The organism is Nonomuraea indica, assembly GCF_002850745.1.
Taxonomy (GTDB): domain Bacteria; phylum Actinomycetota; class Actinomycetes; order Streptosporangiales; family Streptosporangiaceae; genus Nonomuraea; species Nonomuraea indica.
Genome location: NZ_KZ559470.1, coordinates 210,460 through 235,922, shown reverse-complemented (window position 1 = coordinate 235,922; position 25,463 = coordinate 210,460). Strand labels below are relative to the sequence as shown.

Genomic DNA, 25,463 nt, shown 5'->3' with positions numbered 1-25,463 from the left:
AGGGCCGCGCGGGAAACACCCGCGCGGCCCTTGGCGTTCGCCCGGCGCCCGGCCACGAGCCCTGCCATCCTGGACACGCCGACGGGCGTACGGCTCACCCGTGCCACGCCGTCGAACCCCCCACGGCCGGGCCTCCCATGAGCCCGTGGCCAGAGTGACACAGGTGACCGCCGGAACCGATGTGACGGATGTGACGTCCAATGAGCGTGCACAACCGCAACCGGCCCCGGCGCGCCCAGGGGGACGGCAGACTCGCCGAACTCGACCTGCTGCGGTTCGTCGCCGCCCTCGCCGTGCTCGCCTTCCACTACCTCGTCGCCTACGCCTCCGTCTGGGGCGACAGGCCCGCCGAGCTGTTCCCCGCCGTGGCCCCCCTCGCCGGCCTCGGCATCCTCGGCGTCGAGCTCTTCTTCGTCATCAGCGGATTCGTCATCCTCATGAGCGCCTGGGGCCGCGGTCTCGGCGCCTTCGCCTGGTCGCGGGTCGTGCGCCTCTACCCCGCCTACTGGCTGAGCCTGGCCGCCGTCGCCGCCCTGTACGGGCTCACCGCCGCCAAGGCCCTCGACCCCAAGCTCTCCACCGGCGAGTACCTGCTCAACGCCACCATGTTCCAGCGGCTGTTCGACGTCAGCGACGCCACCGGCGTCTACTGGTCGCTCTGGGCCGAGCTCCGCTTCTACCTCCTGATCTCCATCCTCGTGATCATCGGCATCACGTACGCCCGCGTCCTGATCTTCTGCGGCCTCTGGCTCGCCGCCGCCCTCACCGCCGAACTCCTCGGCAACGACCTCCTCGCCGAGATCTTCATGCCCCGCTACGCCCCCTACTTCGTGGCCGGCATGGCGCTCTACCTCGTCCACAAGCACGGCAACGCCTGGCTGCCCTGGCTCTACGTCGTCGCCGGCTGGGCGATGTCCCTCCACTCCGCCCTCACCCGCGTCCACGGCCGCATCGACCTCGCCGGCTTCGCGAACATGCCCGTCACCGACGCCGGCGTCATCCTCACCATCACCGCGATCTTCACCGTCATGGCCGTCGTCGCCCTCGGCATCTTCCGGCTCCGGCCGTCCAGGACCCTCACCGCGCTCGGCGGCACCACCTATCCCCTCTACCTGTTCCACTCCCTGCTCGCCGTCGCTCTCGTCCCCCTGCTGCGCGACCTGATGCCGCCCTGGCTCACCGCCACGCTCACCACGCTGGCTGCCGTGCTCCTGTCATATCTCGTCTACTCCTTTGCCGAACGGCCCATCCAGCGCCTCCTCAGGCCGCGCCGGCGCCCCCCGGCGCGGCCGGCTCCCGCCGCACACGTCGAAAAGGCGTCGGTGCCATAACTCTGTGACCCCGGGGCACGGTGAAGGGCATAGGCTCGGGCATATAAACGGCGGACAGACAGATCCGGACGAACAGAGGGTGTTGCATGACGGTGCGTCGGGTGATGGGCATCGAGACCGAGTACGGCATCTCCGTACCAGGTCAGCCGGGCGCCAACGCGATGGTGACCTCCTCCCAGGTGGTGAACGCCTACCTGGCCGCCTCGGCGGCCCGCGCCCGCCGGGCCAGATGGGACTTCGAGGAGGAGAACCCGCTGCGCGACGCGCGCGGCTTCGACCTGGCCCGGGAGGTCGCCGACCCGAGCCAGCTCACCGACGAGGACCTCGGCCTCGCCAACGTCATCCTCACCAACGGGGCACGCCTCTACGTCGACCACGCCCACCCCGAGTACTCCACACCCGAGTGCACCAACCCGCGCGCCGCCGTCATCTGGGACAAGGCCGGCGAACGGGTCATGTACGACGCCGCGCAGCGCGCCTCGGCCATCCCCACCAACGCCCCCATCCAGCTCTACAAGAACAACACCGACGCCAAGGGCGCCTCCTACGGCTGTCACGAGAACTACCTCATGCGGCGCGCCACGCCGTTCGCCGACATCGTCCGCCACCTCACGCCGTTCTTCGTCTCCCGGCAGGTCGTGGTGGGCGCCGGCAAGGTCGGCATTGGGCAGGACTCGCGCGGCGAGGGCTTCCAGATCAGCCAGCGGGCCGACTTCTTCGAGGTCGAGGTGGGGCTGGAGACCACGCTCAAGCGGCCGATCATCAACACGCGCGACGAGCCGCATGCCGATCCGGAGAAGTACCGGCGGCTGCACGTGATCATCGGCGACGCCAACATGTCGGAAATCTCCACATATCTGAAGTTGGGGACGACCGCGCTCGTCCTCGCGATGATCGAGGACGGCTTCCTCAGCCGCGACCTCACCGTCGACAACCCGGTCCAGGCCCTGCGCGCCGTCTCGCACGACCCCACCTGCCGCTACGAGATCCCCATGCGCGACGGCCGCAAGCTCACCGCCGTCCAACTGCAGATGGAATACCTCGAACAGGCGCGCAAGTACGTCGAGGAACGCGGCACCGCCCAGGAGGAGATGAACAAGGACGTCCTCGACCGCTGGGAGTCCGTCCTGACCCGCCTCGCCGAGGACCCCATGCAGCTCGCCCGCGAGCTCGACTGGGTCGCCAAGCTGGAACTCCTGGAGGGCTACCGCACCCGCGACAAGCTGCCCTGGTCCCACTCCAGGCTCCAGCTCGTCGACCTCCAGTACTCCGACATCCGGCCCGACCGCGGCCTGTACAACCGCCTGGTCGCCCGCGGCCGCATCCAGCGGCTCGTCACCGAGGACGAGGTCCAGCGGGCCGTCGAGCAGCCGCCCACCGACACCCGGGCCTACTTCCGCGGCCGCTGCCTGAGCCAGTACAGCGAGTCGGTCGCCGCCGCCTCCTGGGACTCGGTGATCTTCGACATCCCCGGGCGCGAGTCACTGCAGCGCGTCCCCACCCTGGAGCCGCTGCGCGGCACCAAGGCCCACGTGGGGGAGCTCTTCGACCGCTGCCGCACCGCGGCCGACCTCGTCGCCGCCCTCACCGGCGGCGACTGACCGGCCCGCGGCGAGCAACCGGGCCCCGAGCCGGGCCCCGAGCCGGGCCCCAGGCGCTACGCCGCCAGGAGCCCGGCTCGCAGCAGCCCGACGCCCAGCAGCAGCGTGCCCGCCGCCAGGCAGCCCCCGCCGAGCAGGGTCAGCCGGATCAGCCCGTTCGGCCTGGTGTCGCCAGGCCGGACCACCGACAGGAAGAAGCCGAGCGGCATCAGCACCGGCGCCGCCACGATGAGCACGCGTGCCAGCACCTGCAGGACGCCGGGCAGATCGGCCTGATCGACGTACGGCATCGCCACCAGGCCGAACAGCACGAGCACACCGGCGTGAGCGTGCCCGGCCCGCCACAGCCCCCGGCGGACGGGTTGTCCAGGTAGCCGGGGACGTCGCGCATGAGGAACTTCAGCAGCGTCACGCCGCCGACGGCCACGCCGGGCACGGTGACGAGCATGACGCCGGCCAGGGTCAGGGACATGGGGGACATCGAACACCTCCTGTGAGAATGTCGGCCCAGTATTGGATAGTGGAGCTATCTAGTCAAGTCGGCGAGATCGCGGGATGATCTGCGCGCATTGTCGGTCGGTTCGGGGAAGATATGCCTTGGAGGCAGTCCCCCCGAGTGGAGGTAGAGCATGGCAACCAAGGACACCGGCGGCCAGAAGCAGGCTGGTCGGCGCGAGGCCGAGGTCGAGGAGACCGAGGCGTCGGCCGCGTCCGACGTTCAGGAGCGCCAGGAGAAGCTCACGGACGACGTGGACGCGATCCTGGACGAGATAGACGAAGTTCTCGAAGAGAACGCAGAGGAGTTTGTCCGGTCATACGTGCAAAAGGGCGGAGAGTAGGACAAAACGGACAGGATGAAGCGGGTCGAATCGGGTGGAAGCGCCTGAGGGGGCGAAGCGGTGCCCGGACTGTGGGGAGGACAAGCCGCTCTCCGCGTTCGGGCTCAACAAGCGCATGGCCGACGGGCGTGCGCGCTACTGCAAGGTCTGTTTCGGGGCCCGCTCCAAACAGAGCTATCGCAAGCGCAGGGCCGAGCAGGGCAGACCCGTGCGGGAGCGGATCGAGGTGCCGCCGGCACACAAGTACTGCCCGCGATGCGCCCAGGTGCTTCCCGAGACGGACTTCGGGCGCAATCGATCGACGAGAGACGGCCTGACAAGTTACTGCAGGCCATGTCATGCCCGGACGACGTTGGATAATCGGGTCAAGAATCATGGAAGTGACCGCAACTACAAACTGAAGCTCCGCTACGGCATCACCGAGGACGACTTCGAGCGCATGCTCGTTCGGCAGGGCGGGCTCTGCGCCATCTGCCAGGCCGTGCCCGGAGCCTTCGTCGACCACTGCCACCGCACCGGACAGGTGCGGGGCGTGCTCTGCTTCAACTGCAACAACGGGCTCGGGCACTTCGGCGACAACACGGTGCTGCTGGAGCTGGCCGCCCTCTACCTGGACGGGGAGGTGTTCCGGCCGGAGTTCGTGGTGCCGCCCCCGCCTCGGCGCGGCGGTGACGTGGCTCCGGGCCGGAGCTCCCACCTGGCGCGGCGCTACAACGTCCGGCACGAGGACGTCGAACGCATGATCGCCGACCAGCACGGCCTGTGCGCGCTGTGCTGGGACAGGCCGCCCGAGCACGTCGACCACTGTCATCGCACGGGTGGCGTGCGCTTCGTGCTGTGCCTGCCGTGCAACACCGGCATCGGGCAGTTCCGCGACGACCCCGTCGTGGTGCGGCGGGCGCTGGCGTACGTGGAGGCCGCCCTGCCGGTCCCGGCGGACGAGTACACGGACCGGGCGCCCTCGCCGGAGGAGCTGGCGCGGCTGGACCGGGCCGACGAGGACGCGCGGTCGGAGTTCTACTCCAGGGTGGTCAGGGTGTAGGCGGCGTCGGCGGGCGGGGCGTACTCGACGGAGACCCCCAGCAACCGCACCGGACGGGTGAGGTCGAAGCGGTCCAGCACGGCGAGGGCCGCGCGCGTCAGCGTGACCGGGTCGGCGGTCGGGCCGGGCAGCTTGGACTGGCGGGTCCGGGTGAGGAACGGCGCGAACCGTACCTTGACCGTGACGCGGACGGCGATGCGGCCGTCGGCGGCGGCGTCGCGGGCGACCTGCTCGGCGAGAGCGGCGACGCGGGCGGAGATGTCGCGGGCGTCGGTGAGGTCCTCGGGGAAGGTGGTCTCGCGGCCGTGGCCGCGCGGCACCCATGGTGTGGTGGTGACCTCGGTCTCGCCTCTGCCTTCGGCGAGGTAGCGCAGCCAGGGGCCGTTGGTGGGGCCGAAGTGGCGGGCCAGCTCGGCGGGGTCGGCGGCGGCGAGCCGGCCGACGGTGTGCAGGCCGAGCGCGGCGAGTTTCCGGGCGGTCCTGGCGCCGATGCCCCACAGGGCGTCGGTGGGCCGGTCGTGCATGACCTCGGCCCATTCGGCGCCGGTGAGCCGGTGGATCCCGGCGGGTTTGGCGAAGGCCGAGGCGAGTTTGGCCTGGTGCTTGTTGTCGCCGATGCCGACGGAGCAGGACAGTTCGGTGGCGTCGAGCACGGCCTGTCGCAGGTCGGTGGCGAGGGCCTCCGGGTCGCCGGTGGTGGCGCCGACGAACGCCTCGTCCCAGCCCCACACCTCGACGCGCACCGGGAAGCCGCGCAGGACGGCCATGACGCGTGCGGAGGCGGCCTCGTAGGCGGGTGGGTCGCTGGGCAGGAAGACGGCGTGCGGGCAGCGTCTGAGCGCGGTGCGCAGCGGCATGCCGGAGTGGACGCCGTAGGCGCGGGCCTCGTAGGTGGCGGTGGCGGCGACGGTGCGCGGCCGGGTGGGGTCGCCGGAGCCGCCGACGACGACGGGCCGGCCGCGCAGCTCGGGGTGGCGCAGCAGCTCGACCGCGGCGATGAACTGGTCGAGGTCGACGTGCAGGACCCAGTCGCGCGCGGCCGGGCCGGACCCGGTGGTCATGGTGTCAGTATCGCCCGGCCGCCGCTGTCGCGAGGGGCCGGGTGGGGGTGTGCCGGTGGGCGGGGAGCGGCGGCCGGTGACGCACGGTGCCGGGGGAGGTGGAGAACCGATCCGGGGTCCCGGTTCGCCGTGAGCTGATCGTGGGAAGTGCAGACAGCAACCCAACATGAGTAGGGTCGCCCTAGGAACACTGACCTTTGGGAGGGAGTCGCGTGGCATCGCACAGGGATCTGCCCGCCGGCTTGGTGAACCATCTTTTCAGCAACACGGGGAGTTCGTCGTTCACGGAGTTCGTGGGTTCGTACGCGCCCGAGTTGCTGCCGCAGCGAGACGGCGTCCTCGCCGCTCCGATCGGTGACCAGGTCCCCCACGCGACCACGATCGTCGCCGCCACCTTCGCGGGTGGCGTGGCGGTGGCGGGTGACCGGCGGGCCACCTCCGGCAACATCATCTCCCAGCGTGACATCGAGAAGGTCTTCCGCACCGACGACTATTCCTGCATGGGCATCGCGGGCACGGCCAGCACCGGCATCGAGATGGCCCGTCTCTACCGGGTGGAGCTGGAGCACTACGAGAAGATGGAGGGCCGCACGCTGTCGGTGGCGGGCAAGGCCAACCGGCTGGCGACGATGATCCGCGGCAATCTCGGCATGGCGATGCAGGGGCTGGTGGTGGTGCCGCTGTTCGCGGCCTACGACCCCGATCGCGACGCGGGGCGGATCTTCAGCTATGACGTGGCGGGCGGCCCGTACGAGCGTGAGCGGTTCGACGCGATCGGATCCGGCTCGATCTTCGCGCGGGGTTCGCTGAAGAAGCTCTTCCGCGAGGGCGCCTCGGCCGACGACATGGTGATGACGCTCATCCAGGCGCTGTACGACGCGGCCGACGACGACTCGGCGACCGGTGGGCCGGACGTGACGCGGAAGATCTGGCCGATCGTGTCGGTGATCGACGCCGACGGTTATCGCCGCCTCACCGACGAGCAGGTGTCGGGCTATGTCGAGCAGATGCTCGAGGCGCGCCTGATCTCGCCCGACGGCCCCATCGCCCCGCTGCGCTAGAAAGGACCATCACGGTGTCCATGCCTTTCGGATATGCGTCCCCTGAGCAGATCATGCGGGACAAGGCGGACTACGCGCGCAAGGGCATCGCGCGGGGCCGCAGCGTGGTCGTGCTGCAGTACGAGCACGGCATCCTGTTCGTGGCGCCCAACCCGTCGAGGGCGTTGCACAAGATCAGTGAGATCTACGACCGGATCGGTTTCGCGGCGGTCGGCCGTTACAACGAGTTCGAGGAGCTGCGGCTCGGCGGCATCCGCTATGCCGACATCAACGGCTACACCTACGACCGGTCCGACGTGACGGGCCGTGGCCTGGCCAACCTCTACGCGTCCAACCTGGGTCGCATCTTCACCGAGTCGATCAAGTCGCTCGAGGTGGAGGTCGTGGTGGCCGAGGTGGGCGACACGCCCGACGGTGACGCGATCTACCGGTTGACGTTCGACGGTTCGGTCTTCGACGAGCACGGCTTCGCGGCGATGGGCGGCCAGGCCGATGCGGTGGCGACCCGGCTGAAGGAGCACTACCGGGACGGCATGCCGCTCGCCGACGCGCTGGAGGTGGCGCTGACGGCGCTGACCGAGCCCGGGGGTGAGCGGCCGCCGGTGGGGCAGCTCGAGGTGGCGGTGCTGGACCGCACGCGCGAGCATCGCAAGTTCCTGCGTCTGGTGGGGCCGCGCCTGGAGCGGCTGCTGTCGCAGGGTGCCACCCCGCCCGCCGAGCCGGCGTCCTCGCCGGAGTCGCCGAAGTCGCCGAAGGCGTCCGAGCCGGGGGAGGCGCAGCCGCCCACGGCTCCCGACGGTGACGTGGACGACGGGTCGTCGCCGCTGTAACACCCCGGGAGTCCGCTTCGGGGCTTCGGTGGGCAAAGAGGTGTGCGGAAGAGGCGGGGTCGCTACCCCGCCTCTTCCCTTTCCCGGTCAAGTCTCGGCCTCGCGGGGTGTGGGCGGCGCGGCGCGGAGCCGGTCAGGTGGTGCCATGTGCCCATGACCAAGTTGAGTGTCGTTCTGGCCTGCGCGGCCTTCACCCTCCTGGGGGCGCAGGCCGCTCCCGCACTGGCCCTGTCCGAGTCCGCCTCCGCCCCGCCGGCCGTGGTGGGCGGGCGGGCCGAGATCACCGTCACCGGCAGCGGCAGCGTGTCGGCGGCGCCGGACGCGATGCGCCTGTACGTGGGCGTCGAGGTGCACAAGGGCCGGGCCGCGGAGGCGTTCGCGGCCGTCAAGAGCGCGCGGGCGAGGCTGGCCCGGGCGCTGGCGTCGGTCGGCATCGCGGCGGCCGACATGCAGACGAGCGGCCTCGGGTTCGGGGCGGACTACCAGCAGGACGGCGTCAAGGTGGTGGGCTACCAGGCGTCGCAGAACGTCCAGGTGCTGCTGCGCGACCTGTCGAAGGCCGACGCGGTGGTGGACGCCGTCGCGGCCGTGGGTGAGGACGTCCGGATCAACGGCATCGCGTTCGAGGTCGCGAAGGTGGAGGCGCTCGTCGCCAAGGCGCGTGCGGCGGCCTACCGGGACGCGCTCGCCAGGGCTCAGGAGTACGCGTCGCTGAGCGGGCGCAGGCTGGGCCGCGTCGTGAAGCTGGAGGAGCAGAGCGACACCCCGACGTCCCGGTTCGCGATGGCGGCGGACCAGTCGTTCATCAGCCCCGGCCAGGGCGCGGTCACCGTGACCGTGCGCGCGGTGTACGAGCTGGTCTGACCCGGCCAGATGTCTCCCCCCGGTCCGGCAGGATCTCCCCCCGCCTGCCCCGGGAACTGTCGCGTGTGACCTGAATCACCAGAGTGGCGGTGAACCCGGTGGGACGGCCCGGGATCTCACCGGCCATGAGGACTTTTTCGCGTGTCGTGCTGGCGGGCGGCGCAGCCGCGGCTCTGGTCGTGACGTCGGGCGCCGTGGTGGCGGGCGCGTCGGCGGCCACCGGCGGCGGCGCCCCGATCGTGCTGCGGGCGGCCCCGGAGCACCGGCTGCCCAAGATCTTCGGCACGACCTTCCAGCAGGACCCCGGGCACGACTTCACCAAGCGGATCAGGTCCCGGCACGACGGCGTCCTGCGCGGCTGGGTCACGCACGTGAGCGGCGGTGTCGCCGAGTACGAGCCGATCAGGTGGAAGAAGGGCACCCACACCGAGGGGCGGTTCGTCGGCCCGCCGGAGGGCGAGGTGATGGCCTACGCCTCGCGCCTGTCGAGTCGTCTCGTCTACCTGTCGGCTCTCGGCTGCGGCAGGGTCGGCACGAGCCTGACCGTGGACCGCAGGGGTCTGGGGGTCAAGCGCTGTCCCCGGTCGCTGGTGGCCAAGCGGCTGCAGCGCCCAGCGATGATCACGGTGCGCGAGGGCGCCATCGTGAGGATCCAGGAGATCTACACCCCGTAGCGGATCGCCCCGCCGGGCCCGGCGGGCGTGCGCGGCGGTTCCCGGCGGCAAAACACGCCGCGCGATCTCTCCCGCTGGCCGATCCGTGGGCATAGTGTGAGGTGATGGATCGTCGCATCTTCGGGCTGGAGAACGAGTACGGCGTGACCTGCACGTTCCGGGGGCAGCGCAGGCTGTCGCCGGACGAGGTCGCGCGCTACCTGTTCCGGCGGGTCGTGTCCTGGGGCCGATCGAGCAACGTCTTCCTCCGCAACGGCGCACGCCTGTACCTCGACGTAGGCAGCCATCCCGAGTACGCAACACCCGAGTGTGACAACGTCATCGAGCTCGTCACCCACGACAAGGCGGGCGAGCGCATCCTCGAGGGCCTGCTGGTGGACGCCGAGAAGCGGCTGCGCGAGGAGGGCATCGCCGGCGACATCTACCTGTTCAAGAACAACACCGACTCGGCGGGCAACTCCTACGGCTGCCACGAGAACTACCTCGTCGGCAGGCACGGCGAGTTCGGCCGGCTGGCCGACGTGCTCATCCCGTTCCTGGTGACGCGGCAGATCATCTGTGGTGCGGGCAAGGTGCTGCAGACGCCGCGCGGGGCCGTCTACTGCGTCTCGCAGCGGGCCGAGCACATCTGGGAGGGCGTCTCGAGCGCCACCACGCGCAGCCGGCCGATCATCAACACGCGTGACGAGCCGCACGCCGACGCCGAGCGGTTCCGCCGCCTGCACGTCATCGTGGGCGACTCCAACATGAGCGAGTCGACCATGCTGCTGAAGGTCGGCGCCACCGATCTGGTGCTGCGCATGATCGAGGCGGGCACGGTGATGCGTGACCTGTCGCTGGAGAACCCGATCCGGGCGATCCGTGAGGTGTCGCACGACATGACGGGCCGCAGGCGGGTGCGGCTGGCCAACGGGCGTGAGGCGTCGAGCCTGGAGATCCAGCAGGAGTACCTGTCGAAGGCGAAGGACTTCGTCGACCGGCGTGGCGGCGACCCGATCGCCAAGCGGGTGCTGGAGCTGTGGGAGCGCACGCTGACCGCGGTGGAGACGGGCAACCTCGACCTGGTGGCCCGCGAGATCGACTGGGTGACCAAGTACCAGCTCATCGAGCGTTACCGGAGGAAGTACGACCTGCCGCTGTCGTCGCCGCGGGTGGCGCAGCTCGATCTGGCCTATCACGACGTGCATCGCAAGCGCGGCCTGTACTACCTGCTGCAGAAGCGCGGTTCGGTGGAGCGGGTGGCCTCCGACCTGAAGATCTTCGAGGCGAAGTCGGTGCCGCCGCAGACGACCCGGGCGCGGCTGCGGGGCGAGTTCATCCGCAAGGCGCAGGAGAAGCGGCGCGACTTCACGGTCGACTGGGTGCATCTGAAGCTGAACGACCAGGCGCAGCGCACGGTGCTGTGCAAGGATCCGTTCCGCAGCGTCGACGAGCGGGTGGACAAGCTGATCGCCGGAATGTAACCGCGTGGTTTACCTCGGCCCTACCTGGTTGTCGGATAGGGTGACGCGAATCTGACGTCTTTTCCGAGGGAACTCCATGCGCCGCGCAATGGCCGCCATGGCCGCCGTGCCTTTGATCTTCTTCGCCGCCGCCTGCGGCTCCGATTCGGGCGCCGGTGGCGCCGCGCAGAGTCAGCCGGCCGGGGTGAAGGTCACCGGCAACGTGGGCGCCAAGCCCACGGTGACCTTCCCCAGCGGCACGCCCGCCAGCAAGTCGTCGTACGAGGTCCTGAGCGCCGGCACCGGTCCGGCGGTCAAGGCCGGCGACAAGGTGATCGTCAACCTGACGGTCTACGACTGGGACGGCAAGCAGAACCCGTTCCAGGGTTCGACGTACGACAACAAGCAGCCGGAGACCATCCCGGTGGACGAGCAGTTGCCGCAGGTGCTGCGTGACGGTTTCACCAAGGTCAAGCACGGCGGCCGGCTGCTGGCCGTGCTGGCGGCCGACGCCTCGCAGCAGCAGCAACAGCAGCAGTCGCAGCAGCCGGCGGCGCCGACCAAGGTGTTCGTGCTCGACGTCGTCGGTTCGCCGCCCGCGCCGCTGAAGGCCGCCGAGGGCAAGGAGACCGGTGAGACGCTCAAGGGAGTCAAGGTGGACAGCCCGGGCGGTGACAAGGCGCCGACGCTGACGACGAAGACGAAGGACAAGCCGGCGAAGGAGCTGGTGGTCAAGACGCTGATCGAGGGCACCGGCAAGAAGGTCGAGCCGGGCAACACGCTGACGGTGCACTACACGGGCAAGATCTGGGGCACCGACAAGGAGTTCGACTCCAGCTGGGGCAAGGGTGACCCGGCGTCGTTCCCGCTCGGCAACGTCATCCAGGGCTGGCAGAAGGGGCTGGCCGGGGTGCCGGTCGGCAGCCGGGTCGTGATGAGCATCCCGCCGGACCTCGGGTACGGCGCGCAGGCGCAGCAGAACATCCCGGCCAACAGCACGCTGGTGTTCGTGGTGGACGTGCTGGCGGCCTACTGACGGTCCGCGGAGTTTCGGCCCGGCGGCTTCGTGCCGCCGGGCTTTTGCGCGTCGTGGCGGGCGTACGGGCGGGAGTCTCGGGCGGCCTAGACTCCGGGTCGTGAGCGATGACGACCTGGACGCCCTGGCCCTGTTGCACGATCCGGTCCGGCGCAGCCTGTACGAGGCCGTGGCGGGCAGCGGCGGTGAGGTGGGCCGGGCGGAGGCGGCCGAGGCGGCGGGGGTGTCGAGGACGCTGGCCGGTCACCACCTCGACAGGCTGGTGGAGGCGGGGCTGCTGGAGAGCGGGTTCAGGCGGCCGGAGCGGGGCGGTCCGGGGAGCGGCAGGCCGGCCAAGGTCTACCGCCGGGCGGCGGGGGAGCGGTCGGTCAGCCTGCCGCCGCGCGAGTACGGGGTGCTGGCCTCGGTGCTGGCGGCGGTGGTGGACGCGCTGGGCGCCGAGGAGGAGGCCGAGCGGGCGGCCAGGGCGGCCGGTGAGCGGCTGGGTCGCGGCCACCGGGGTGAGCCGGTCGAGGCGGTGCTGCGGGCGCGGGGCTACGAGCCGTATGCGGCGCGGGGGCGGCTGAGGTTGCGCAACTGCCCTTTCCACGCGCTGTCGAGGGAGCAGCCGCTGCTGGTGTGCTCGATGAACCTGGCGCTGTGCCAGGGCCTGCTGGCGGGGTTGGGCGACGTGCCGGAGCGGGCGGTGCTGGATCCGCTGGTGGGGGAGTGCTGTGTGTCACTCACTTCTAAAACAAATGAAGATTGACATAGAAGGGGGCGGAGTGGTCTGCTGACTTCCATGCATCTCGCCCAGCTCAACGTCGCGCACCTGCGCGCGCCCATCGACGCCCCCGAGCTCGCCACGTTCGTCGAGCTGCTGGAGCCGATCAACGACCTGGCCGACGCCGCCCCGGGGTTCGTCTGGCGGCTCAAGGAGAGCGAGGAGGATCCCACCGCGACCGTGGTGCACGACTACGGCGACCACCTGCTGGTCAACTTCTCGGTGTGGGACTCGATCGAGAACCTGTGGAACTTCGCCTACCGCAGCGCCCACCTGGGCGTGCTCCGGCGCCGCAGGGAGTGGTTCCTGCGGGTCGCCGAACCGTACAGCGTGATGTGGTGGGTGCCCGAGGGGACCATCCCCACCCTGGCCGAGGCCATGGCGCGCCTCGGCCACCTCAAGGCCGAGGGGCCGAGCCCCGCGGCCTTCACCTTCCAGGAGCCCTACGACAGCAACGAGGCGGCGAACCTGCCCGCCGCCGCCGAGGTCAGGAAGTAGGCCAGGTCCTCCTCCAGCCCCCGCCCCATCGTCGACAACCGCACCGGCGACTCCCGCAGCGCCTCGTGCAGCCCGGCCACCGGCACGGCCACCAGCTCGTGCCGGACGGCCAGCAGCTCGGCCTGGTCGCGGACCCGCTCGCCGAACTCGCCCGGCAGCATCGGCACCGGCACGTGCGCGCGGGACAGCGCCACCCGGCCGTAGGCGGTCAGCGAGTGGTGCGACACGCCGAGGTGGCGCTCGCGCAGGTCGCCCTCGCTGACCCGCAGCGCCGCCACCGGCCGGCCGAGCAGCACGGCGGCGGCGTTGACCGCCTCGCCCGCCGCGACGCCCGAGAACCCCCACCGGGTGCCCGTGCCGAGGTTGCCCGGTCCCTGGGTCACCACGGCCACGTCGGCCCGCAGCACGTGCCGGGCCGCCAGCAGGCCGGTGTGGGTGGTGACCGCCTCCACGTCGCCGCCGAAGGCCTGGCCGACCGTCACCACCCCGGCCAGCCAGCCGATCTCGCGCAGCCGCGCGCACGCCATCGAGAACCACGCGGGCAGCGCCCCGCCGTCCTGCATCACGTACGCCACCCGGACGCCGGGAGCGCCGCCGGACGCCTCGTACAGGCCGCACAGGATCGGCGGCAGCGCCGAGTGCAGGTCGGCCACCACCACCGGCATCCCGTCCAGCGAGTCGGCGTCGCGCAGGATCTCGTGGTGGGGGGAGTCCTGCTCGTCCGCGCCGAGCACCGTGGCCTGCAGCGGCGTGTAGCGCGCCTTCACCAGGTGCCCCGGCCCCTCAGGATCTTGCGGCAAACGGTTCGGGAGGGCCACCACCATGGCGTAACCTCCCGTACCGAGACCCATCGCGAGTGCCGTCGTGTTGAGCAGCACCTCGTCGCCGGGTTCCGGGCGGCCCACCAGGGCCGGATAGGCCAGCGCCCGGCACTGCCCCTCGGGCACGGCGACGTCCAGCTCCACCGCCCCCGGCCACTCGCGCCGGATCCGTACGACCTCGCCCTTGCGCCATCTGATCACGGGGGCAGGGTAGCGTCGATGAAGGAGGAGTGAGGCAGATGTCGCGCCGTAAGACCGAGCGGTTGCTGAATCTCGTGATCTGCCTGCTCGCCACCCGGCGGCCCTTGTCGGCCGAGCAGATCCGCCACGCGGTGCCCGGCTACGACCGCGACGGCGACGAGGCGTTCCAGCGGATGTTCGAGCGGGACAAGAACGAGCTGCGGGAGATCGGCATCCCCATCGACGTGGTCCGCGACCCGTGGGAGGAGGAGCCGGGCTACCGCATCCAGCGCCAGTCGTACGAGCTGCCCGAGATCACCCTGGAGCCCGACGAGGCGGCCGTGCTGGGCCTGGCCGCGCAGGTGTGGCAGCGCGCCAGCCTCGCCGAGGCCGCCTCCGGCGCGCTGCTGAAGCTGCGAGCCGGGGGAGTGGCCACCGACGAGAGCATCGGCGGCGGGGTCGGCGGCGGCGCGCTGGAGTTGCGCGTCGACACGCGCGATCCGGCCTTCCCGGCCCTGTGGAACGCCGTGCGCGACCGGCGCGTGGTCCGCTTCGACTACCGCGGCGCCGGCAGCGAGAACGTCCGTGAGCGCACCGTGGAGCCGTGGGGAGTGGTCAGCCGGCGCGGCCGCTGGTACCTGGCCGGGTTCGACCGCGACCGCCGGGCGCCCCGCGCGTTCCGGCTGAGCCGCATCACCGGGCAGGTCGCCACCGTCGGCAGGCCGGGCGCCGTGGAGGTGCCCGAGGGGGTCGACCTGCGGGCCATGGTCGGCTTCCCCGAGGATCCGGCCCCCGAACGCACCGCCCTCGTCCGCGTCCGGCAGGGCGCCTGCGAGGGGCTGCGCCAGCTCGCCACGGCCGTCCACCCCGGCTCGGAGGGCTGGGACGAGGCCGAGCTGGTGTTCACCGACACCGAGCGGCTGGCCGGCTGGATGGCCAGCCTCGGCGCCGACGTCGAGGTGGTGGAGCCGCCCGACGCCCGCGAGGCCGTCATCCGCCGACTGAAGGGAGCCCTGGCATGAGCGGGTCCGCCGACCGGCTGCCGAGACTGCTGGCCCTCGTCCCGTACCTGATGTCCCACCCGGGCGCGCAGGTCGGCGAGGTGGCCGAGGTGTTCGGGCTGAGCGAGAAGCAGCTCATCGACGACCTGCAGCTCGTGTGGATGTGCGGGCTGCCCGGCCACACGCCCGGCGACCTCATCGACGTGTCGTGGGACGGCGGCGAGATCGTCATCGACAACGCCGACACCATCGCCAGGCCGCTGCGGCTCGGCATCGACGAGGCGAGCGCGCTGCTGGTGGCGCTGCGCATGCTGGCCGCCATGCCGGAGCTGGCCGAGGTGCCCGGGGACGCGCTGCCCCGGGTGGTCGCCAAGCTGGAGCGGGCCGCGGGCGAGGGCGCCGCCGAGGTCAGCAGCCAGGTCGCCGTGGACGTCGACGCCGCCCCCGACGCGCTGCCCCGCGTCCGCGACGGGCTGACCCGGCGGCGCAGGCTCTCGCTGCGCTACTACGTGCCCGGCCGCGACGAGGTGACGCCGCGCGAGGTGGACCCCATGCGCCTGGTGGTGGCCGACGGCCGCACCTACCTGGAGGGCTGGTGCTACCGGGCCGAGGCGATGCGGCTGTTCCGGCTCGACCGGGTGCTCGGCGTCGACGTGCTGGACGTGCCCGCCGACCCGCCCGCCGAGGCCGAGCCGATCGACGTCACCCGGGGGGTCTTCCGGCCCTCGCCGACCGACGAGCTGGTCGAGCTGGAGGTGAGCGCCGCCGGGCGGTGGGTGGCCGAGTACTACCCGTGCGAGCGGCTCGCCGAGCTGGGCGAGGGGCGGCTGCGGGTCACGCTGCGCGCCCGCGACGAGGACTGGGTCGTCAAGCTGGCGCTGCGGCTCGGCGACACCGGCAGGGTCGTCTCGCCGCCCGCCATGGCCGAGCGGGTCCGCGAGCAGGCCGAGCGGGCGCTGGCGCTGTACGCTCATCGGTCATGACGTGGATCCTTCTCGCTGCCGGGCTGGGCGTGGCCGGTGTGCTCGCGCTGCTGGTGGCGGGCGCCCGCGTCATCCGGGCGGCACGTAGGCTGAACAGGGAGGTCGCCGGGGCGCGGGCGCGGCTCGCGGCGAAGTCGGCCAGAATTCACTCGCCGGAGGATGAGACACATGCTCTGGGAGCGTACGATCGTGCCTGAAAAGGCACTAGCCCGGTAAGGACGTGACATGCCGAACCTCGGAGTCCCTGAACTTCTGATCATCGCCCTGGTGCTCATCCTGCTGTTCGGCGCCAAGAAGCTGCCCGAGATGGCGCGCGGTGTGGGCAGGTCCCTGCGCATCTTCAAGTCCGAGACGGCCAAGCTGCGCGACGACGACGACGAGCCGTCGGGCACCCAGACCACCGCTCAGGCCACCGCCCAGCCCACGGTGCAGCCGCAGCCGATCGCGCCCGCGCAGCCCGTCGCGCCCGCGCCGTCGGCCGAGGAGCAGGCCCGCCAGCTTGAGGAGCAGGCCGCCCGGCTGCGCGCCGGCGCCCAGGCCGACAAGCGAGCCTGACCCGTCCCTACTCCTCACCTGGACTGCTAGATGGCGCTGCTCAAACGGTCGAACGGTAGCGGGCCCACGCCCGACCCCGAGGGTCGGATGCCGCTCATGGACCACCTGCGGGAGCTGCGTAACCGGCTGCTCGTCTCGACGATCGCGCTGGTGGGCGGCATCATCGTGGGCTGGATCTTCTTCGATCCGGTGTGGGAGTTCGTCAAGGCCCCCTACTGCGAGACCGCGCAGGCGAAGATGCTGCGGGACAACACCTGCACGCTCGTCTTCAGCGGCATCTTCCAGTCCTTCTTCCTCACCCTGAAGGTCTCGGCGCTGGTCGGCGTCGTCGCGTCGTCGCCGGTCTGGCTCTACCAGATCTGGGCGTTCGTCACCCCGGCCCTCTACCGCAACGAGAAGCGCTACTCCGTCACCTTCATGGCGCTGGCCCTCCCGCTGTTCCTGGTCGGCGCGGCACTCGCCTACATCGTCATGGACACCAGCCTGGCGATCCTGCTCGGGTTCGCGCCCAGCGACGCGGTGGCGGCCGTCCAGATCGACGAGTACGTCAGCTATGTGCTCATCATGCTGGTGATCTTCGGCGTCTCGTTCGAGCTGCCGCTGCTGCTGGTGTTCCTCAACATCATCGGCGTGCTGCCCCGGGCCACGGTGAAGAAGCACCGCCGTACGGTGATCTTCGGGATGTTCGTGTTCGGCGCGATCATCACGCCGGGCGGCGACCCCATCACCATGATGGCGCTCGCCGCACCGATGATCATCCTGTACTTCGTGGCGGAGGGGTTCATGTACCTGCGCGAGAAGCGGTCGCCGGACGCCGAGGACTTCTCGCACCTGTCCGACGACGAGGCCTCGCCGCTGGAAGAGGATTCCGGTCCGGCGCGATAGGCGATACGTTCCGGGCGTGTCCCCTCAACTCGTCCTGCTCGTCAACCCCGCCGCCCGTGGCGGCCGTTCCCTGCGACTGCTGGAGCCCGTGGCGCGCCGCCTGCGCGCGGGCGGCGCGGAGGTGTCGGTGATCGCCGGCCGTGACGCCGCCGACGCCCTGGAACGGGCCTGCGCCGCCGTGGCCGAACGTCCCGACGCGCTCGTCGCCTTCGGCGGTGACGGGCTGGTGCACCTGGCCGTGCAGGCCGTGGCCGGCACCGACGTGCCGCTCGGCATCATCCCGGCCGGCACCGGCAACGACATCGCCGCCGCGCTCGGCCTGCCGCGCGGGGACCTGATGGCGGCCGCCCGCACGGTGCTGCGGATGCGGTCGCGGCCCGTGGACGCCGCGGCCGTCAGCGCGGGCGGGGTGGAGGAGCTGTTCGCCGGGGTGGTGTGCTGTGGTTTCGACTCGCGGGTGAACGAGCGGGCCAACCGGCTCACCTGGCCGCCGGGGCGGGCCAGGTACCTGGTCGCTGTCGCCGAGGAGCTGCGCGGCTTCCGGCCCATCCCGTTCCGGATCACGCTCGACGGCGTCACGTCCGAACGGGAGGCGATGCTGGTCGCGGTGGCCAACACCCGTTCCTACGGCGCGGGCATGCGGGTGTGCCCGCAGGCCCGGCCCGACGACGGGCTGCTGGACGTGATGGTGCTGGACGCCGTCGGCACGGGGGAGTTCCTGCGGGTCTTCCCCCGGGTCTACCGGGGGACGCACGTGACCCATCCGGCCGTGTCGATCACCCGGGTGCGGAGCGTGCTGCTGGAGGCTCCCGACGTCGTGGCCTACGCCGACGGCGAACGCGTCGGCCCGGGGCCGGTGGCGTGCGCGGTGCGGCCGGGCGTGCTCAGGGTCCTGGCATGAGATCTACGATGTAAAGGCGCGGGCGGTGCCGCGATCACCCCGGACGGACCGGAATGCTGATTTCGGTAGGCTGGCGATTATGACGACGCCAGCGGAACGCTACGCGGCCTTCCGCGAGAAGTTCGGGGACGACGGGGCCGCATTCAGATCGTTCCGAGGTCTGTACGACTTCCAGCTCGACGACTTCCAGGTGGACGCCTGCCGGGCGCTGGAAGCCGGCGACGGGGTCCTGGTGGCCGCGCCCACCGGCTCGGGCAAGACGGTCGTCGGCGAGTTCGCCGTGCACCTCGCCCTGGAGCAGGGCCGCAAGTGCTTCTACACCACGCCCATCAAGGCGCTGTCCAACCAGAAGTACAACGACCTGGTCAAGCGCTACGGCACCGCCAAGGTGGGCCTGCTGACCGGCGACAACAGCGTCAACGGCGACGCCCCGATCGTGGTCATGACCACCGAGGTGCTGCGCAACATGCTCTACGCCGGGTCGGCGACGCTGGCCGGGCTGGGCTTCGCCGTCATGGACGAGGTCCACTACCTCGCCGACCGGTTCCGCGGCGCGGTGTGGGAAGAGGTCATCATCCACCTGCCCGAGTCGGTCCGGCTGGTGGCCCTGTCGGCCACGGTCAGCAACGCCGAGGAGTTCGGCGAGTGGCTGGGCGAGGTGCGCGGCGACACCACGGTCATCGTGGACGAGCACCGGCCGGTGCCGCTGTGGCAGCACATGATGGTCGGCAACCGCGTCTACGACATGTTCATGGCCGACGACGACGTGCCGCGCATCAACCCCACGCTGATGCGGGTGACGCGCGACGCCGAGCGGCTCACCGCGGGCCGCGGCCGGCGCGGCTACGGCCGCCCGCAGCGCTCCCGCCCGCCGGACCGCGCCCAGGTGATCGAGAAGCTCGACGCCGAGGGCCTGCTTCCGGCGATCACGTTCATCTTCTCCCGCGCCGGCTGCGACGCGGCCGTCATGCAGTGCCTGCACGCCGGCATCCGGCTCACCACCGAGCGGGAGCGGCACGAGATCAGGCAGCTCGTCGACGAACGCACCGCCCACCTGCCCGACGAGGACCTGGCCGTGCTCGGCTACCTGGAGTGGCGCGACTGCCTGGAGCGCGGCCTGGCGGCCCACCACGCCGGCATGCTGCCCGCGTTCAAGGAGGTCGTCGAGGAGCTGTTCACCCGCGGCCTGGTCAAGGCGGTCTTCGCCACCGAGACGCTCGCGCTCGGCATCAACATGCCCGCCCGCAGCGTCGTCATCGAGAAGCTCGACAAGTGGAACGGCGAGAGCCACGCCGACCTCACCCCCGGCGAGTACACGCAGCTCACCGGCCGGGCCGGGCGGCGCGGCATCGACGTGGAGGGGCACGCCGTGGTGCTGTGGCAGCCGGGCATGGACCCGCTGTCGGTCGCCGGGCTGGCCGGCACCCGCACCTACCCGCTGCGCTCCAGCTTCCAGCCGTCCTACAACATGGCCGTCAACCTGGTCGGCCAGTTCGGCCGCGAGCGGGCCCGCACCCTGCTGGAGGAGTCGTTCGCGCAGTTCCAGGCCGACCGGGCGGTCGTCGGGCTGGCCAAGCAGCTGCGCAAGCACGAGGAGGCCCTGGAGGGCTACCAGGAGGCGATGACCTGTCACCTGGGCGACTTCACGGAGTATGCCGGGCTCCGGCGGCGGCTGTCCGACCGCGAGGCCGAGCTGTCGCGTCAGCGCGGCGCCGCCCGGCGGGCGGCGGCCGTCCGGTCGCTGGAGGCGCTCCAGCCGGGCGACGTCATCCGGGTGCCGGGCGGGCGCCGGGCGGGCCTGGCGATCGTGCTCGACCCGGGCCGCAACCCGCGCGGCCACGGCCCCAGCCCGCTGGTCCTGACGATCGGCAAGCAGGTCAAGAAGCTCGACCCGGCCGACTTCCCGGTGCCGGTCGAGCCGATCGAGAAGCTGCGCATCCCGAAGAACTTCAACGGCCGCTCGCCGAAGGAGCGGGCCAACCTCGTCTCCACGCTGCTCGCCAAGATCGGCGACCGTGATCTCGGCAAGCCGCCGCGGGCCCGCGACCACGCCGTGGAGGACGAGGAGATCAACGACCTGCGGCGGCGCATCCGCCGGCACCCGTGCCACGGCTGCGACGAGCGCGAGGAGCACGCCCGCTGGGCCGAGCGCTACTACAAGCTGCTGCGCGAGACCGAGGGGCTGCGGCGGCGCGTCGAGGGGCGTTCGCACGTCATCTCCCGCACCTTCGACCGCATCTGCTCGGTGCTCGAACAGCTCGGCTACCTGCACGACGAGACCGTCACCGACGAGGGCCGGCGCCTCGGCCGCCTCTACACCGAGCTCGACCTGCTGACCGCCGAGTGCCTGCGCACCGGGCTGTGGGAGAAGCTGGAGCCGGCGGAGCTGGCCGCGTGCGTGTCGGCGCTGGTGTTCGAGTCGCGGCAGGCCGACGACGCCCGCCGCCCGCGCATCCCGGCCGGACGGGCGCAGGACGCGCTGACCTCGATGATCCGGCTGTGGGGGGAGCTGGAGGGCATCGAGGCCGACCACGGCCTCGACACCATCCGCGAGCCCGACTTGGGCTTCGCCTGGGCGGCGTTCCGGTGGACGAAGGGGCACAGCCTCGACGCGGTGCTCATGGACGGCGTCAACGGCAACGAGCTGGCGGCGGGCGACTTCGTCCGGTGGGTCAAGCAGCTGATGGACCTGCTCGGGCAGCTCGGCCACGCCGCCCCGCCGGACAGCAGGATCAAGCAGACCGCGACCAAGGCGGTCGACGCGATGCGCCGCGGCGTCGTGGCCTACTCCTCCCTCACCTGACCGGCGCGGCCCGTCACCGGCGCGGGCCGCCACTCACCCGACGCCCCACCGCCGGGGCCGCGACCGCCGATGGCGCGGCCCCGGGACGTCTGCCCAGCGGAGCCGCCTGGGTAAAGTGTCTTTTGTCAGTGTCTTGGGTGATGGAGGGGGCACGAGGTGCAGGAGGGGTACACCTTCGACCGCTCGTCGCTGCGCGGCGCCGGCCAGGGAATGCTTGAGGCCGCGACCGACTTCGAGCGGCACACCGGCGCCCTGCTGGCGGCCGTGCGCGGCACGGGCGGCACGGCGTGGGGCGGGACCTCCGTCGGCATGGCGATGGACCGGCTCGGCGATCTGCTCGAGGAGGTCTGCGGCGTGCTGCACGCCAACCTTCGCGGCACCGGAGACGGCTTCCAGGCCATGGCCGACGATCTGCGGGGGGCCGAGCAGGACGCCGTGGCCACCGTGCAGGCCGGCGCACCGCCCGCCCCCGGCGCGGGTGCCCACGCGGCTCCCGGCGCCCGCGTCCCTGGAACGCTCCCCGGTCCCACCGTGCCCGGCGCCCTCCCGGTCTGACGCCGTACCCCGCGATCCATGGCCCTGACCCTGCCCGCGCAGCTGCAGTCCCCGTTCGCCCTGCTCGAGGTGGACTGGCCGCCGGAGGACGAGGACGGCATCCGCGCCTGCGGAGCGGCGCTGCGCGCCTGCGCCACCGCCCTCGAACGCGAGACGATCCCCACCGCGCACGGCGCCGTCGGGCACGCCGTCCGGCACAACGCCGGCGACCACATCGACGCGATGGCCGGCCACTGGGCCGACTACCACGCCGAGGATCAGCGGTCCGGTCACCTGCAGGGTCTCGCCGCCTCCCTGCACGCCCTGGCCGACGGCTGCGACGTGTTCGCGCGGGCCGTCGAGATCGTCAAGATCGCCCTGTTGCTGCTGGCGACCTACGTCCTGATCGCCCTGGTGTGGGCGGCGTCCATGGCCGTCGTCTCCGGCGGGCTCGCCGCGGTCAAGGCGCGCGGCGTGGTCATGATGCTGCGGGTGTTCGCCAGGAAGGCCGTGGCGACGCTGCGCGGCAGGCTGGAGCGATACTTCGGCCAGAAGCTGATCCGCGCCGTGGAGACCCGCCTGCGCCGCATCCTGCGCGCCAAGGCGCCGTCGTTCCAGGCCCGCCCCGCGCTCTCGCCGCTGCGCCGGGCGTATGGGAACAAGGGGCTGATCGCCACGTCCGCGGGGGCCGCCTGGGTGGTGGCGGGGTGGCCGGAGAGCCGCCCGCGGCCGCCGCTGAACCCCCCCGAGGAGGGTCCGCGCGACGGCAGATACGACCTCGGCCCGGCCCGCGACCCGGGCATCCCCTACGACGACCCGTGGCCGTACGACCCGGACGCGACAGCGTCGGCGGAGGACCTCGTGGCCTGGCAGAAGTGGCGGGCGCTGCAGCTCGCCGAGGAGGCGACGCCGGGCTTCGACGAGGCGGCCGCCACCTTCAAGCACTACCTGGAGGGCTCCGGTGACGACTACAGCGTCGACTACGAGAAGGCCTACCAGGACGACAAGCTGATCCGCGAGGCCGTCGACGCCGAGATCCGCCGCGCCCAGGACAACGCCGAGCGTCTCCACCGGGAGACCGGGCGGCGGGAGTTCCAGATGACCGGCGAGCCGGCGCAGATCAAGGAGACCGAGACGAAGAACTGGGAGTTCGCGCTCGGCCGCCACTCGATCTGGGGCAGCGCGGACGTCCGGATCGACGGCGACCAGGCCACGATGGACATCACCGTCCACGCCTACGACCGCTACAACTTCAACCGCGAAGACAAGTGGATCAACCAGGAGAACGGGCGGTTCGAGACCCTCGGGTGGGCCAGGTCCTACAACACCTACGGCGACCTGACCCGGACTGTCACCTGGACCGTCCGCTGACGCCGCCGCGCGTCAGGCGAGGGTGAAGCGCACCTCGCGGGTGGCCGGGTCGGCGCGGGTGAGGCGGACGGTGACGCGCTCGCCCAAGGGCAGGGGGCCGTCGCAGCGGGCGATCACGGCCGGGTCGGCGAGCTGGACCTGGCCGCTCCCGCCGTGGTCGGCCACGTCGATCACCATCGCGTCGAACGGCTCGCCCAGCCGGTCGCGGAGCACGAACGCCTCCACCAGGTCCACGCAGGCGCGCTCCACCGCGCCGGAGCGGCGGCCGGAGGCGGCCATGAGGCCGGGCAGGTCCGCCAGCGCCTCGCGAGTCGCGGCGGGCACCGGCTCGCCCGCCGCGACGGCCAGGCACACCTCGGTGACGTACCTGTCGGCCAGGCGGCGCAGCGGGGCCGTCACGTGCGCGTACGGCGCTCCCACGGCGGCGTGGTCGGCCAGCGCGGGCGGGGCGCCGTCGAAGGCGACGTAGCCGGCGCCGCGCAGCAGCACCCGGGACTCCTGCAGGAAGGCGGCCTGCCGGGGGACCGCCGGGTCGAGGCCGTGCACCACCTGGCCGTAGGAGGCTCCGTCGGGCCACGGCACGTCGAGGGCCGTGGCCACCCTGCGCACCCTGTCCAGGTCGTCCGGCCGCGGCGGCGGCAGGACGCGCAGCACGCCGATCTCCGCGTCGAGCATCATCGACGCCGCCGCCATGCCGGTGAGCAGGGAGATCTGCGCGTTCCACGCCTCGGCGGGCAGGGGTGGCCGGAAGGCGAGCCGGTAACCGCCGCCCCCGGGCACCACCTCCTGCTCGGGGGTGGGCAGCGTGACGCCGCCGCGCTCCCGTTCGAGCTCCAGCCGGCGGGCGCCGATCTCGGCCAGCAGGCCGAGCACGCCGTCGGCGGTGCCGGTGTCGACGGCCGCCTGCACGTAGGCGTAGTCGAGCCGTTCGCGGCTGCGCACCAGCGCCCGCTGCACGTCGGCGCCCAGGGGGCGGCCGTCGGCGTCGAGGTCGATCCGCCACACCGCCGCCGGGCGGGCCGCGCCCGGCAGCAGGCTGGCCGCGCCCTCCGACAGGACCCTCGGGTGCAGCGGCACCGACCCGGTGGGCAGGTAGACGGTCTCGCCGCGCTCGCGGGCCTCCCGGTCGATCGCGCCGCCCGGCCGGACGAACGCGCCCACGTCGGCGACGGCGTACCAGACGCGGTAGCCGCCGCGTAGCCGTTCGAGGTGGAGGGCCTGGTCGAGGTCCATCGAGCCGGGCGGGTCGATGGTGACGAACGGCAGGTCGGTCAGGTCCTCGCCGGGCAGCCGGGGCACCTCCGCCACCCAGTCGGCCTCGTCGAGCACCGCCTGGGGGAACGCGCCGGGAAGCCCGGCCTCACGCGCGATGCGGACGAAGCCGTCCTCGAGGCGGGCCGGGACGTCGCCGGTGACCTGGATGCTCGACACGGGCCACAACCTACCGGCCCGGCCGGGCCGGTCAGCGGGTCAGGGCGTCGAGAAGCCGGTTGAGCGGGCTGTCCAGGCCGTGCTCGTCGGCCAGCCGCACCAGGGCGGCGGGGTCGCGGGGTTCAGCCGGCAGCGTGAGGTCGTCCGCGCGCAGCGTCACGTCGGAGACGACCTCGACCACGGCGGGGGCGACGGCGAGGTAGTCGCGGGCGGCCGCCAGCCGGGTGCGGCTGCCCGCCGGGAACCCGTCGGCGACGCCTTCGTCGAGCGCCGCCAGGATGGCCTCCAGCGAACCGAACCGGGTGACGAGGGCCGCGGCGGTCTTCTCGCCGACGCCGGCCACGCCCGGCAGGCCGTCGCTGGGGTCGCCGCGCAGGGTGGCGAAGTCGGCGTAGGCCCGGCCGGGGATGCCGTACTTGGCCGTCAGGAACGCCTCGTCCACCACCTGCAGGTTGCGGATGCCGCGCGCGGTGTAGAGGACGCGGACCGGGCGGGCGTCGTCGACGAGCTGGAACAGGTCGCGGTCGCCGGTCACGATGTCGACCGGGCCGGGCTCGCGGGCGGTGAGGGTGCCGATCACGTCGTCGGCCTCGTAGCCGGCCGCCTCGGGGCGGGCGATGCCGATGGCGTCGAGGACCTCCTCGATGATCGCGATCTGCGGCACCAGCGTGTCGGGCACCTCCTCGGCGTCACCCTGGGCGACCCGGTGCGCCTTGTACGTCGGGACGGCCGCCACCCGGAAGGCGGGCCGCCAGTCGGCGTCCATGGTGGCGGCCAGCCGGTCGGGGGAGTGCTGCCGGACCAGCGTGGCGATCATGTCGATGAGGCCGCGGACGGCGTTGACCGGCCGCCCGTCGGGCGCGGTGATCGACTCGGGGACGCCGTAGAAGGCCCGGAAGTACAGCGACGGGGTGTCCAGAAGCATGAGCACGCCCCCATCGTCGCACTCTCCGGGC

At 72.0% G+C, this 25,463-nt stretch carries 26 protein-coding genes; 21 read left to right on the top strand and 5 right to left on the bottom strand.

Annotation, left to right across the window (positions count from 1 at the left end; translation table 11 throughout):
- The first annotated feature begins 200 nt into the window (after window positions 1–200).
- Together CXR44_RS15870 and dop are read left to right on the top strand one after the other, a co-directional pair.
- Complete coding sequence (locus CXR44_RS15870; RefSeq protein WP_101786802.1) at window positions 201–1,331, top strand: acyltransferase family protein; 1,131 nt, start codon at window positions 201–203, stop codon at window positions 1,329–1,331.
- 86 nt (window positions 1,332–1,417) lie between these two features.
- Window positions 1,418–2,932 (top strand): depupylase/deamidase Dop, encoded by a 1,515-nt coding sequence (gene dop / locus CXR44_RS15865; RefSeq protein WP_101786801.1) that lies wholly within the window; start codon window positions 1,418–1,420, stop codon window positions 2,930–2,932.
- 56 nt (window positions 2,933–2,988) lie between these two features.
- Here dop and CXR44_RS40935 read toward each other — a convergent pair whose 3' ends face one another.
- Window positions 2,989–3,249, bottom strand: coding sequence for a hypothetical protein (locus CXR44_RS40935; protein ID WP_245899193.1), 261 nt, complete (start codon window positions 3,247–3,249; stop codon window positions 2,989–2,991).
- Window positions 3,250–3,561: 312 nt separating this feature from the next.
- Here CXR44_RS40935 and CXR44_RS15855 point away from each other — a divergent pair, with 312 nt between their 5' ends.
- The gene (locus tag CXR44_RS15855) at window positions 3,562–3,771 is read left to right on the top strand and encodes a ubiquitin-like protein Pup (protein ID WP_101786800.1); all 210 of its coding nucleotides are present in this window, start codon (window positions 3,562–3,564) and stop codon (window positions 3,769–3,771) included.
- 34 nt (window positions 3,772–3,805) lie between these two features.
- A complete protein-coding gene (locus CXR44_RS15850; RefSeq protein ID WP_144069978.1) occupies window positions 3,806–4,813 on the top strand; it encodes an endonuclease VII domain-containing protein in 1,008 nt (335 codons plus the stop codon).
- On the opposite strand, the gene CXR44_RS15845 is transcribed toward CXR44_RS15850, so the two are convergent.
- Window positions 4,789–5,874 (bottom strand): DNA polymerase IV, encoded by a 1,086-nt coding sequence (locus CXR44_RS15845; protein ID WP_101786798.1) that lies wholly within the window; start codon window positions 5,872–5,874, stop codon window positions 4,789–4,791. The two genes, CXR44_RS15850 and CXR44_RS15845, sit on opposite strands and share 25 nt — an antisense overlap.
- A 212-nt stretch (window positions 5,875–6,086) precedes the next feature.
- Between CXR44_RS15845 and prcB the strand changes: the two genes are divergently transcribed.
- From prcB to CXR44_RS15805, 8 genes are all read left to right on the top strand, one after another.
- Window positions 6,087–6,935 (top strand): proteasome subunit beta, encoded by an 849-nt coding sequence (gene prcB / locus CXR44_RS15840; RefSeq protein WP_101786797.1) that lies wholly within the window; start codon window positions 6,087–6,089, stop codon window positions 6,933–6,935.
- Window positions 6,936–6,955: 20 nt separating this feature from the next.
- On the top strand, window positions 6,956–7,765 hold the full coding sequence (prcA, locus tag CXR44_RS15835) for a proteasome subunit alpha (protein WP_101786986.1): 810 nt from the start codon (window positions 6,956–6,958) through the stop codon (window positions 7,763–7,765).
- A 153-nt stretch (window positions 7,766–7,918) separates the two neighbouring features.
- Window positions 7,919–8,629 (top strand): SIMPL domain-containing protein, encoded by a 711-nt coding sequence (locus tag CXR44_RS15830; protein ID WP_101786796.1) that lies wholly within the window; start codon window positions 7,919–7,921, stop codon window positions 8,627–8,629.
- A gap of 125 nt (window positions 8,630–8,754) precedes the next feature.
- On the top strand, window positions 8,755–9,303 hold the full coding sequence (locus CXR44_RS15825) for a hypothetical protein (protein ID WP_101786985.1): 549 nt from the start codon (window positions 8,755–8,757) through the stop codon (window positions 9,301–9,303).
- Window positions 9,304–9,407: 104 nt separating this feature from the next.
- Entirely contained in the window at window positions 9,408–10,766 is a 1,359-nt protein-coding gene (gene pafA / locus CXR44_RS15820; protein WP_101786795.1) for a Pup--protein ligase, read from the top strand.
- A gap of 76 nt (window positions 10,767–10,842) precedes the next feature.
- Window positions 10,843–11,781, top strand: a complete 939-nt coding sequence (locus tag CXR44_RS15815) for an FKBP-type peptidyl-prolyl cis-trans isomerase (protein WP_101786794.1) — start codon at window positions 10,843–10,845, stop codon at window positions 11,779–11,781.
- A 100-nt stretch (window positions 11,782–11,881) separates the two neighbouring features.
- Window positions 11,882–12,529: a helix-turn-helix transcriptional regulator gene (locus tag CXR44_RS40145; protein ID WP_101786793.1), complete on the top strand. Its 648-nt coding sequence runs from the start codon at window positions 11,882–11,884 to the stop codon at window positions 12,527–12,529.
- 33 nt (window positions 12,530–12,562) lie between these two features.
- Window positions 12,563–13,042 (top strand): DUF3291 domain-containing protein, encoded by a 480-nt coding sequence (locus CXR44_RS15805; protein WP_101786792.1) that lies wholly within the window; start codon window positions 12,563–12,565, stop codon window positions 13,040–13,042.
- Here the strand turns inward: CXR44_RS15805 and CXR44_RS15800 are convergent.
- Window positions 12,988–14,064: a DUF3866 family protein gene (locus tag CXR44_RS15800; RefSeq protein ID WP_180903454.1), complete on the bottom strand. Its 1,077-nt coding sequence runs from the start codon at window positions 14,062–14,064 to the stop codon at window positions 12,988–12,990. The genes CXR44_RS15805 and CXR44_RS15800 overlap by 55 nt on opposite strands.
- 38 nt (window positions 14,065–14,102) lie before the next feature.
- On the opposite strand from CXR44_RS15800, the gene CXR44_RS15795 reads away from it, so the two are divergent.
- The 9 genes from CXR44_RS15795 to CXR44_RS15755 all read left to right on the top strand — a co-directional run bounded on the left by CXR44_RS15795 (window position 14,103) and on the right by CXR44_RS15755 (window position 23,076).
- Entirely contained in the window at window positions 14,103–15,065 is a 963-nt protein-coding gene (locus tag CXR44_RS15795; RefSeq protein ID WP_101786791.1) for a helix-turn-helix transcriptional regulator, read from the top strand.
- Window positions 15,062–16,027, top strand: coding sequence for a helix-turn-helix transcriptional regulator (locus CXR44_RS15790; RefSeq protein ID WP_101786790.1), 966 nt, complete (start codon window positions 15,062–15,064; stop codon window positions 16,025–16,027). Before CXR44_RS15795 ends, CXR44_RS15790 begins: the two co-directional genes overlap by 4 nt.
- On the top strand, window positions 16,024–16,224 hold the full coding sequence (locus tag CXR44_RS15785; protein ID WP_101786789.1) for a LapA family protein: 201 nt from the start codon (window positions 16,024–16,026) through the stop codon (window positions 16,222–16,224). The genes CXR44_RS15790 and CXR44_RS15785 overlap by 4 nt, the downstream gene beginning before the upstream one ends.
- A gap of 28 nt (window positions 16,225–16,252) precedes the next feature.
- Complete coding sequence (gene tatA / locus CXR44_RS15780) at window positions 16,253–16,582, top strand: Sec-independent protein translocase subunit TatA (RefSeq protein ID WP_101786788.1); 330 nt, start codon at window positions 16,253–16,255, stop codon at window positions 16,580–16,582.
- Window positions 16,583–16,678: 96 nt separating this feature from the next.
- Window positions 16,679–17,467, top strand: coding sequence for a twin-arginine translocase subunit TatC (gene tatC / locus CXR44_RS15775; RefSeq protein WP_245899192.1), 789 nt, complete (start codon window positions 16,679–16,681; stop codon window positions 17,465–17,467).
- A 16-nt stretch (window positions 17,468–17,483) separates the two neighbouring features.
- Window positions 17,484–18,368 (top strand): diacylglycerol/lipid kinase family protein, encoded by an 885-nt coding sequence (locus tag CXR44_RS15770; RefSeq protein WP_101786786.1) that lies wholly within the window; start codon window positions 17,484–17,486, stop codon window positions 18,366–18,368.
- Window positions 18,369–18,447: 79 nt separating this feature from the next.
- On the top strand, window positions 18,448–21,171 hold the full coding sequence (locus tag CXR44_RS15765) for a DEAD/DEAH box helicase (protein WP_101786785.1): 2,724 nt from the start codon (window positions 18,448–18,450) through the stop codon (window positions 21,169–21,171).
- A 156-nt stretch (window positions 21,172–21,327) separates the two neighbouring features.
- Window positions 21,328–21,726, top strand: a complete 399-nt coding sequence (locus tag CXR44_RS15760; RefSeq protein ID WP_101786784.1) for a hypothetical protein — start codon at window positions 21,328–21,330, stop codon at window positions 21,724–21,726.
- Between the two features lie 18 nt (window positions 21,727–21,744).
- On the top strand, window positions 21,745–23,076 hold the full coding sequence (locus CXR44_RS15755; RefSeq protein WP_101786783.1) for a WXG100-like domain-containing protein: 1,332 nt from the start codon (window positions 21,745–21,747) through the stop codon (window positions 23,074–23,076).
- A 12-nt stretch (window positions 23,077–23,088) separates the two neighbouring features.
- Here CXR44_RS15755 and CXR44_RS15750 read toward each other — a convergent pair whose 3' ends face one another.
- Both CXR44_RS15750 and CXR44_RS15745 read right to left on the bottom strand, forming a co-directional pair.
- The gene (locus tag CXR44_RS15750; RefSeq protein WP_219601822.1) at window positions 23,089–24,507 is read right to left on the bottom strand and encodes an RNB domain-containing ribonuclease; all 1,419 of its coding nucleotides are present in this window, start codon (window positions 24,505–24,507) and stop codon (window positions 23,089–23,091) included.
- 31 nt (window positions 24,508–24,538) lie between these two features.
- Window positions 24,539–25,432, bottom strand: coding sequence for a 5'-3' exonuclease (locus CXR44_RS15745; RefSeq protein WP_101786982.1), 894 nt, complete (start codon window positions 25,430–25,432; stop codon window positions 24,539–24,541).
- Window positions 25,433–25,463: the final 31 nt, after the last annotated feature.

Coding starts and splice junctions, on each gene's coding strand:
- CXR44_RS15870 (WP_101786802.1), top strand. CDS start 201: ATGAGCGTGCACAACCGCAACCGGCCCCGGCGCGCCCAGGGGGACGGC.
- dop (WP_101786801.1), top strand. CDS start 1,418: ATGACGGTGCGTCGGGTGATGGGCATCGAGACCGAGTACGGCATCTCC.
- CXR44_RS15855 (WP_101786800.1), top strand. CDS start 3,562: ATGGCAACCAAGGACACCGGCGGCCAGAAGCAGGCTGGTCGGCGCGAG.
- CXR44_RS15845 (WP_101786798.1), bottom strand. CDS start 5,874: ATGACCACCGGGTCCGGCCCGGCCGCGCGCGACTGGGTCCTGCACGTC.
- prcA (WP_101786986.1), top strand. CDS start 6,956: ATGCCTTTCGGATATGCGTCCCCTGAGCAGATCATGCGGGACAAGGCG.
- CXR44_RS15830 (WP_101786796.1), top strand. CDS start 7,919: ATGACCAAGTTGAGTGTCGTTCTGGCCTGCGCGGCCTTCACCCTCCTG.
- CXR44_RS15825 (WP_101786985.1), top strand. CDS start 8,755: ATGAGGACTTTTTCGCGTGTCGTGCTGGCGGGCGGCGCAGCCGCGGCT.
- pafA (WP_101786795.1), top strand. CDS start 9,408: ATGGATCGTCGCATCTTCGGGCTGGAGAACGAGTACGGCGTGACCTGC.
- CXR44_RS15815 (WP_101786794.1), top strand. CDS start 10,843: ATGCGCCGCGCAATGGCCGCCATGGCCGCCGTGCCTTTGATCTTCTTC.
- CXR44_RS15805 (WP_101786792.1), top strand. CDS start 12,563: ATGCATCTCGCCCAGCTCAACGTCGCGCACCTGCGCGCGCCCATCGAC.
- CXR44_RS15795 (WP_101786791.1), top strand. CDS start 14,103: ATGTCGCGCCGTAAGACCGAGCGGTTGCTGAATCTCGTGATCTGCCTG.
- CXR44_RS15790 (WP_101786790.1), top strand. CDS start 15,062: ATGAGCGGGTCCGCCGACCGGCTGCCGAGACTGCTGGCCCTCGTCCCG.
- CXR44_RS15785 (WP_101786789.1), top strand. CDS start 16,024: ATGACGTGGATCCTTCTCGCTGCCGGGCTGGGCGTGGCCGGTGTGCTC.
- tatA (WP_101786788.1), top strand. CDS start 16,253: ATGCCGAACCTCGGAGTCCCTGAACTTCTGATCATCGCCCTGGTGCTC.
- tatC (WP_245899192.1), top strand. CDS start 16,679: ATGGACCACCTGCGGGAGCTGCGTAACCGGCTGCTCGTCTCGACGATC.
- CXR44_RS15765 (WP_101786785.1), top strand. CDS start 18,448: ATGACGACGCCAGCGGAACGCTACGCGGCCTTCCGCGAGAAGTTCGGG.
- CXR44_RS15755 (WP_101786783.1), top strand. CDS start 21,745: ATGGCCCTGACCCTGCCCGCGCAGCTGCAGTCCCCGTTCGCCCTGCTC.
- CXR44_RS15745 (WP_101786982.1), bottom strand. CDS start 25,432: ATGCTTCTGGACACCCCGTCGCTGTACTTCCGGGCCTTCTACGGCGTC.